This window comes from Desulfoluna sp. CLI2B (assembly GCF_056847375.1).
This window is the reverse complement of sequence record NZ_CP186557.1, coordinates 6,391,698-6,397,800: the sequence shown is the minus strand read 5'-3', so window position 1 is coordinate 6,397,800 and position 6,103 is coordinate 6,391,698. Positions and strand designations below refer to the sequence as shown.

Below are 6,103 nucleotides of genomic sequence, written 5' to 3'. Positions count from 1 at the left end.
TTATGTGCCTGTTGCTTCGTTCAGTTACGTATTGCTAGGTGCCGATGGCCGCTGCCTTTTGAACTCCCGCCAGGGCTATGGTTTTCATTTTTGATAGTGTGAGATGTTTGTTGATGAGCTGATAGGCCGTCTTTGCCCTTAACAGCCCTCCAGACACAAAAGTCCAAGCATACCCTGCGGCAACTGTTGCAGCAGTCAAGGCAATGGTACCGCCTGTCAGCATCCCCGCTACTTTCGTGACTGTTGGGTACTTTTCTGATGCGGCAGTAAGCTTGCGTGCAATAAAGGCAAGGGATTGAGCCGCACCTGAGATGGCAGGTGTCAGGGTGTTTCCAAAAGTTATGGCGAGGCTTTCTGATGCAGAACCAAAGTTTTTAAGAGCTCCGACGGTTGTGTTGTCCATGATATCGGCAATGGACTGGGCGGTAACTTCTCCGTCTTTCACTTTTTTTGTGTATTCGGTGATGCCCTTTTTCCCTGCCTGAGAGAGCAGTTCCGTTAAACCAGACGCCGGTTCCTTGCCAAATATGGTACTGATTACATCCAACTTCTCGGCATTACCCATACCGTTTAGTGATTCGGATAGATCAGCTAAAATTTGTGCAGGCTTCCGAAGATTACCTTCCATGTTTGTGGCCTGGACACCCAACTCCTGGAGTGTACTTAGTGCTGCGGTTGACGGCGCGGAAAGCCCCAAAACCATACTTTTTAAGGTGGTGCCCCCCATGCTTCCTTTGATCCCAACGTTGGCAAGGAGTCCGGCCATAGCGGAGGTCTCTTCAAGGGACATGCCAGCTTTCGCCGCAACAGGCGCTACATACTTCATAGTCTCGCCCAGCATCTCCAGGGAGGTGTTGGAACTGGTGAAGGTCCGGGTGAGGACGTTGGAAACACGGTCCATCTCAGAGGCCTCTAAGCCAAAACCGGACATGATATCTGACGCAATATCTGATGCGACGCCAAGCTCTACGGCACCGGCCTTGGCCATGTTAAGCACGCCCGGCATAGCAGAGATGATTTGCTGACTATCAAAACCAGCCATGCCCAGATATGACATGCCCTGAGCTGCTTCACTGGCTGAGAAGGAGGTCGTTGATCCAAGTTCCCTCGCTTTTGCCGTCAAGGCCTGGAAGTCTTTGCCGGTGGCTCCGGTAAGGGATTTCACCTTAGCCATGCTTTGTTCAAAATTGGCCGCAATCATGACAGGAGCCGCCACCGTTGCTCCCAGGGCCACAGCGTCAAACAGCTGGCCCTGCATGTTGGCGCGTTTGTCCTTCACGGCCTTCTGTTTCATCATGAGCTTCTGAAGCTTGTCCTGCTTGCGCCGGGCAAGGTCGATGGACTGGGCCAGCTTCTGGTTGTGCATCACCAGCTGCCCCGTCTTGATTCCGGTAGAGGCCATCTCCCGCCGAAGCTGGAAAGGGAGGTCCTCTGCTCCCCCAGTGACGTTTTCAGTTTTTTTGCTTTTCGGTTCGCCGCATCAAACTGGCTCTGAAGCTTCTTGGTGGGCTTTGCCGTGGCGGCCAGCTGAGCGGCAAGGGCCTTGCTCTCGTTCTGGGCTTCAAAGCCTCGCTCCGTCTCCTGGATCTCCTTTTTCAACGTGCCAAACCGATCCACCTTGGCCTTGGATTTTTCAAGCTGGCTGATCTTCTGCCCCAGTGCGCCCACCGTCTGGGACGCACTGAGCATCGAGCCCTTGAACGTTGGAGCCACCGAACCGTTCAGCTTGAACGCTATGTCATATACCCGTGATCCCATCGCCTACGCCTTCTCATTGAAATCCGTGATCCATTCAAAAAGCTCCGGGAAGGGCATCTGGTAAAAGAATGCCACTCCCGTCCGGGTTACCTTGCCCATGTCCAGGCACGCTAAGCGGATCTGCCGGGCACTTGGTCTTCCATACCGTGCAAAAAAAGCTGCACCTCCATGGCAATATTCGTGCTGTCCCTGGCGGACATGGACCGGATGGTTTCAACGGAAAGATCCGCCGCACGGGCCGCAAGGCAATGGCAGTAGGCATGGCTCAAGGTAAGGCTCGTCATCTGGCCCCCCATGGCAAGGTACTCCCGCTCCGCCTGCGCCATGTCCTCCCCCGTGAGCCCCTCCAGGTCCAGGTTGTTGTTGATCTCTTTGCCTTCAAAGGTGATGGCTTTTTTCAGCTTGATTTCCATCTTGGTTTTTCCTTTTTGAAAAATGTCTACGCGTAGACATCGGTTTGATCGTTACAGCCCCAGGGCCTTGTTCACGTCGGACAGGCAGTCCACACCGTTCACCGTGTAAAGGTTGTTGAGCTTGTCGATGAGGATGCTTTCCATCCCGTCGATCATGAGGTTAAAGCGGGTGAGTTCCAGCTCCACGCTGGAGTCGTTACCCTCCCCCACGGCAAACTTGCCGAAGCTGGTCTTTTTGGTGGATCCCTGGCCGGAGATCCGTACGGGCATCACCTTCCGCACGCCGCTTGCCGTGTCCTGGACCTGCATGGCCCCGCGCAGGTCCACCACGTGGGGAACGGGCATGTTGAAGAGGTTCACGTCCTGGCTGATGGTCCGAAAGTTGATGGTCATGGCCATGGCCCCAATGTGCCCGAGGATGGGAACCGAGATCTCACCCAGGATGCCTGCCCCTTTGAGGGAGGCGTTCAGGGGCTCGATGTCCGGCACGGTGACGTCCACCACGCCCATCATGTCCTTGGCGCCGCCGTAATAGAGGCGAAAGTTGGTCAATACTTCAGGGGTATTCATGCGCGCACTCCTGTATGGTTTTAAGGATGTCTACGCGTAGACATCCGAAAACCTGTTAAGCGAAAATTAAGCGAAAAGGGTTGAAAAGTAGGCCGGGTCGTACTCCTGGATGAAGTCGATCTCCCGGGCGGGTGAAGGCGGCGTCATGTAGACATGGAAACGGGAGATCCCATCCATCATGTCCGTCACCGCGTTTTCATCGGCCTGAAACTCCACCCGCGCGCCCAGGAGAAACTGCCGGGACACCAGCCCGTCCAGCCACATCTGGGCAGAATCCCGGATGGTCTCGATGAGCCGCCGTTTTGCAGGGGCGTCCACCCTGGACCAGTGGCTCAGGATCAGGGTGTTGCCCACCCAGGTGAACATCCGGCTCACCGAGATCCAGGAATCCTTGGGGTCGGTGTTGGCCGGGTAGCAGGCCGTCCGGTTGCCCCAGCACTTCCACCCGCCGAATAAAGTTCAGGGCCGTCACGATGCCGTTACCGTTCAAATAATTCGCCTGCTCCGGCTGAAGCCACACCTCCTTCCCGTTTGCCACCATGGCGTCCATCTGAAAGTTGTGGTTCGAAGGCGAAGCGTAGGGGATATCCTCGTTGTCCGCGTCCACCTTGGCCATGAGCCCGGCAAGCTGGGTAGACATGTGAAAGGTCTTCCCTCCCAGCTTCACCCTGGGCCAGCAGACCACCTGGGCCGGGTCGGTGAGGTTGTTCTGGTTCTTGTATTCCGGGGCGTCGCTGTACCGGGTCACGGTGGCGTCATCGATGTCGATAATCGCCTTGCAGGAGAACAGCCCGTTGATGGTTTTGGCCTTGGCCGTCATCACCGCCGACACCGTGGAGGCCGAAGACCAGCCCGGGGCCACGATGAGCCCGGGCACCAGGCGATACTTGGGGAACACCTCGTTCACCAGCTCCAGGCCGGTGAGGGCACCGGTCTCTGCGTCCACCCCGCCCACGATATCCGCCGCCGTCACCTTGGACGGATCCGCATAGGTGTAAGTTCGATTGACGGTGGCCCCTGCCTTGATTGAGCCGGTAGGGATGCGCTTGATGGTCCCGGCAACCCGGTCCACCTCATAGTCGGTGTTCTCCACGTAGGTGGTGGACTTGTCCGAAGAGGTCACCACCACCGGTCCCAGGAGGTCCCCGTGGTCCAGCTTGATCTCGTCATCGGCAAAGGTGGCCGCGCCTTCGGCCACATCGGCCTTGTGAACCGCCGGGTCAAAGACGTTGATGAAGACAATGGGGGCCAGGGCGAACAGGACAAAGTGGGAATAGATGAACTCACAAAGCGTGTACTTCTCCCAGGCATCGGAATAGCCCAGCAGCTCCACGGCCTCTGCGTAGGTATAGACCATGGTCACCTTGTTCACCGGCCCTGCCCCGCCCTTGGCCAGGTGCACAGGGCGTGCCCACCACCACCGGCAACGACGCTGAAACCCTCCGGGGCGGCGTGATCGACATGGGCATCTGCCGATGCGTCGTTTAAACACCGTGTCTGTATGTCATGATTACTGGCTCCTTTGGCTTCGGCGTATCCCGGGCCGGAAGGGATTCAGGGTTGTTGAGGTCGGCCATGGCCGGGGCAAGGGCCTCCACCGGAACCAGGAAGCGCTTCAGCTCAGTCCGCTCCTTGAAAAAGGCCGCCACCTCTTTGGGCAGGCCGTTTCGAAAGACCTGATACCGGCTGATGTGCACCGGATGCCGAACCTCCGGCCCCACATAGGCCACCTGTTCCGTTTTTTTGCCCTTTGCCGCCGTTGATGTTGTTTTCTTTGCTGCCATTAGAGACATGCCTCCACGTCTTCCGTTAATGTTTGCCGGATCCCCGAGGTCTCCCAGTGGGTGGTGATCTCACCCTCCGCATGGGGCTGGGGTTGAATACTTTGCGTCCGGGTCTCCGCACTCCCAGGTCACCGGAAGTTTCAAGGTGTACAGTCCGTCTTCGGTGCGCCGCTTTGAGAGCACGATCTTCCGGCACCGGGTCAAGGTTCGGGTACGTTCGCCCCAGCCTCTACCCCTTCCGCCAGTAGATCCCCGCGAGAGGATCTCGCCGCCCACCTCCCGAGCCTTCGTCCTCGTCGGTCCCGGAGACGGCCTAAAGGATCACGTAAGGGAAATCAATCTGCCCCTGTTTTTGGCTTGCGCGGCGGCCGGCGTCGGTCGCCGGCACCGGGAACCCGGAACCGAATCTCCTTCAGGCCATCTGCCAGAATGGCCTCCACTCCTTTGAGCAGTCCAAAGGGCATCACTACTTGTGGTCGGGTAGTTCATTTCGTCGTCCGGCTTGGAGAACCGGGCCGCCGCACTTGCCTGGAGTTTCTCCCGAACGCCCAGTTGTAAGCGTCGACCTCGCGGGCGGTCCAGTTCCCCCAATAGGAAGCCGGTGCGCGGCAGACCGTTTATAAAGGCTCACGTGGCCGGGGCTTAGATTTGCACAAACCCACCGCGCACCACCTTGCGGGTGGCCTTCACTTGAACGGTGACACCTGCCTTGGGCCGCCTCTTTGTGGGGCGTGCCGGTTGCGCGCCGAACCGGTAAAGGGGTATCCGCTGGCCGGAGAAGGTGGCCGTGGCCTTCAGGCGCGCGCCCGATGCATTGGACTTCCTGAAGGTCTTCTTCACGTCGGCGGGCTTGATGTTGTAGGCCTTGCCAGCCTCCCGGGCCGCGTCCATCTTCACCCCGGTGATGGCCCGGTTCAGGCTCTTGCGCATGGCGCCCTGGGCCTGGCCCCCGAAGGAGGTCAAAAACATCTCCGCCCGTTCCGCGTCCTTGTCGCTTATGGAAACCTGAAGAACACTCATGACTCATTCCTGTAAAAGGTCACTTCCAACAGCCCGAACTCATCCTCCACGGACTTCACCCGAAGGGCCTCTCCATCCAGCTCCACAATTTCCTCCGGCACCGGCACGGCCACGTCACCGGAAGTCAGGGTGACGGTCTTCGGTGCGGATGTTCACCCCGTGGTGATCCGTGCTCGCAACCTCCCCGTCCGCCACATCCGCGTAAACGGGCTTGCCGTTCCAGAGCACGGTTGTGCCGAATTCCCCGGGGTTCACAAAGGCCGCGTTGTCCCGTGCCACCAGCTCCTGAATTCATGGCTTCACCTGTGACCCTTTGGCCCGGGTGCCGAACCACCAGGAGATTGCCGCCGATGCCAGAAAGAGGGTCATCTTCACCACCTCCTGGTAGATGGACAGGGCCGTCCCCGCATCCAGGGCCGCAGCTCCGATACCGTCCAGCACGCCCTGGACCTCCGTGCGGGTGGTGTGCACCTGCCAGATCAGGTAGATGGTGAGGCCGGACCGGGTAAGCCCCCGGATAAAGTCCACCAGCACCAGGAGGAAGGATCCCACGGCTCC

10 protein-coding genes are annotated in these 6,103 nt (G+C 58.5%); all 10 read right to left on the bottom strand.

What is annotated here, in order from left to right:
• Positions 1–34: 34 nt before the first annotated feature.
• A complete protein-coding gene (locus tag ACOYW2_RS29620; RefSeq protein WP_482768940.1) occupies positions 35–1,402 on the bottom strand; it encodes a phage tail tape measure protein in 1,368 nt (455 codons plus the stop codon).
• Entirely contained in the window at positions 1,366–1,758 is a 393-nt protein-coding gene (locus tag ACOYW2_RS29615; RefSeq protein ID WP_482768939.1) for a hypothetical protein, read from the bottom strand. Before ACOYW2_RS29615 ends, ACOYW2_RS29620 begins: the two co-directional genes overlap by 37 nt.
• Before the next feature lie 110 nt (positions 1,759–1,868).
• On the bottom strand, positions 1,869–2,171 hold the full coding sequence (locus tag ACOYW2_RS29610; RefSeq protein WP_482768938.1) for a phage tail assembly protein: 303 nt from the start codon (positions 2,169–2,171) through the stop codon (positions 1,869–1,871).
• A gap of 51 nt (positions 2,172–2,222) precedes the next feature.
• Positions 2,223–2,741 carry a phage major tail tube protein gene (locus ACOYW2_RS29605; RefSeq protein ID WP_092208087.1) on the bottom strand — a complete coding sequence of 173 codons (519 nt, stop codon included), beginning with the start codon at positions 2,739–2,741 and terminating at the stop codon, positions 2,223–2,225.
• A 66-nt stretch (positions 2,742–2,807) separates the two neighbouring features.
• Entirely contained in the window at positions 2,808–2,987 is a 180-nt protein-coding gene (locus ACOYW2_RS29600) for a hypothetical protein (RefSeq protein WP_482767086.1), read from the bottom strand.
• Positions 2,938–4,143 (bottom strand): hypothetical protein, encoded by a 1,206-nt coding sequence (locus ACOYW2_RS29595; protein WP_482767087.1) that lies wholly within the window; start codon positions 4,141–4,143, stop codon positions 2,938–2,940. The genes ACOYW2_RS29600 and ACOYW2_RS29595 overlap by 50 nt, the downstream gene beginning before the upstream one ends.
• A gap of 82 nt (positions 4,144–4,225) precedes the next feature.
• Positions 4,226–4,525, bottom strand: a complete 300-nt coding sequence (locus ACOYW2_RS29590; RefSeq protein WP_482768937.1) for a hypothetical protein — start codon at positions 4,523–4,525, stop codon at positions 4,226–4,228.
• A gap of 642 nt (positions 4,526–5,167) precedes the next feature.
• Positions 5,168–5,545, bottom strand: a complete 378-nt coding sequence (locus ACOYW2_RS29585) for a hypothetical protein (protein ID WP_482768936.1) — start codon at positions 5,543–5,545, stop codon at positions 5,168–5,170.
• A 114-nt stretch (positions 5,546–5,659) separates the two neighbouring features.
• The gene (locus ACOYW2_RS29580) at positions 5,660–5,824 is read right to left on the bottom strand and encodes a hypothetical protein (protein ID WP_482768935.1); all 165 of its coding nucleotides are present in this window, start codon (positions 5,822–5,824) and stop codon (positions 5,660–5,662) included.
• A gap of 12 nt (positions 5,825–5,836) precedes the next feature.
• Complete coding sequence (locus ACOYW2_RS29575) at positions 5,837–6,097, bottom strand: hypothetical protein (RefSeq protein WP_482768934.1); 261 nt, start codon at positions 6,095–6,097, stop codon at positions 5,837–5,839.
• Between the last annotated feature and the right edge of the window lie 6 nt (positions 6,098–6,103).

Coding starts and splice junctions, on each gene's coding strand:
- ACOYW2_RS29620 (WP_482768940.1), bottom strand. CDS start 1,402: ATGGCCTCTACCGGAATCAAGACGGGGCAGCTGGTGATGCACAACCAG.
- ACOYW2_RS29615 (WP_482768939.1), bottom strand. CDS start 1,758: ATGGGATCACGGGTATATGACATAGCGTTCAAGCTGAACGGTTCGGTG.
- ACOYW2_RS29610 (WP_482768938.1), bottom strand. CDS start 2,171: ATGGAAATCAAGCTGAAAAAAGCCATCACCTTTGAAGGCAAAGAGATC.
- ACOYW2_RS29605 (WP_092208087.1), bottom strand. CDS start 2,741: ATGAATACCCCTGAAGTATTGACCAACTTTCGCCTCTATTACGGCGGC.
- ACOYW2_RS29590 (WP_482768937.1), bottom strand. CDS start 4,525: ATGGCAGCAAAGAAAACAACATCAACGGCGGCAAAGGGCAAAAAAACG.
- ACOYW2_RS29585 (WP_482768936.1), bottom strand. CDS start 5,545: ATGAGTGTTCTTCAGGTTTCCATAAGCGACAAGGACGCGGAACGGGCG.